Source organism: Acinetobacter sp. 228, assembly GCF_048147885.1.
Genome location: NZ_JAYWYV010000263.1, coordinates 1 through 1,380, shown reverse-complemented (window position 1 = coordinate 1,380; position 1,380 = coordinate 1). Strand labels below are relative to the sequence as shown.

1 protein-coding gene and 1 pseudogene are annotated in these 1,380 nt (G+C 37.7%); both read right to left on the bottom strand.

What is annotated here, in order from left to right; all coding sequences use genetic code 11:
- Positions 1–847 (bottom strand): hypothetical protein (locus VXQ92_RS18035; RefSeq protein WP_088751023.1); only part of this gene is annotated, 847 nt, incomplete at its 3' end.
- Positions 825–1,380, bottom strand: a pseudogene (locus VXQ92_RS18030) (hypothetical protein); the annotation flags it as partial. The pseudogene VXQ92_RS18030 and the gene VXQ92_RS18035, both read right to left, overlap by 23 nt.

Below are 1,380 nucleotides of genomic sequence, written 5' to 3'. Positions count from 1 at the left end.
ACCATAGACCGACAATATAAACGGACCATCGGCCCATATAGTGGGGGCCATCAAAAATATAAATTTTTTTCCCTTCATACGCCTTAATTTGAGAAATAATTTCCCAAGGATAGGCTGCACGAAATTGACCATTTTTCTTGGTTCGAAATGCTTCTAAAACAATAACCGTTTTATCTTTTCCAAGTGTCTGCTCAAGTTGATCTAAAATGCGTCTAGCTTGTTCGGGAGTTCTTACTCCGACACCTACACCATCTTGGAAAAAAACGCCTGCTTGTTGAGGAAGCCAGCTTTTAACCCATAAATCGTAGTTTTCAGGTTCACTTTCACCACTATAAACACTAACCCAAATAGGAGAGGGTAATTTTTCCAAAACATGTCCTAAGGTACTTACTCTTAGCCATGTTGGGTCGGCTTCTACTGGAAAATAATAGCCTTTTAAAGATGCATCATTTTGTTCTTGAATAATTTGCGCAGATTTTTCTCCCAAAGCAACGACATTAGCACGCGCTTCGTGTTCATTATATTCACCTGCTAACCCCAATATAAGATTTTTAGCCCAAGGTTGCTGTTTAATTTTTTGTAAATCAATGGCTTTTTCCCATTGAGGGAGGTTGGAGTTTTTCCACCAAGATTTAGATTCAACGACTGACCATTGGGGGACAAAAGTATTTATTCCTAAGTAATGCCAGTTTCCTTTAGGAGGAGTAGTATCATTGTCAGGTTGCCAGAAGATACCCTCAATAATGGGAGGTTGCCCATGATTTTTGAACAACCCCGCATAACCCACCACACTACATATAATTAAAATAATAAAAGCAGTTATTTTAATTGGTATCTGTTTTTTCATTATTACGTCGTAACCAATACCACAAGAAGATCACTATTATCATAATTGCAGAGATAATCACAACTAATAAAAAGAATGATGATTGCTGAACTAATGGCGCTTTTTGATTACCCACAATTAATTTTTGAAGAACATAAATATTGCCGTTTTCAGAAACCAGCATTTTAGTCACATTATTTGGGATTTTATGCTGTATTTTTCCCCATAAATGCATAAAGGTTTGTGCACCGTTTTCAGAGTCTGTAATTACATCGAAGCGGTTATTGTTATAACTTACGATAAAGCCATTCGCTGCTGCGGGTGCATAAATAATATTTTGATGCATTAAGACTTGTTGCTGATAAATCTCTTTGTTCACTCTCACATTCACTGCTTGTGGAGAGGTCGGAGAAAAGCGTACTAGGTTCACTGGCATTGGTGCTTGTGTCAGCAGCATGTTTTTAGCGACTTGTCCTAAAATAATGGCAATATTTAATGCCCCGGATTGGTCATCAATTGCGATTGTTGGCTTGGTGGCTAAGGTCATTGAAAGA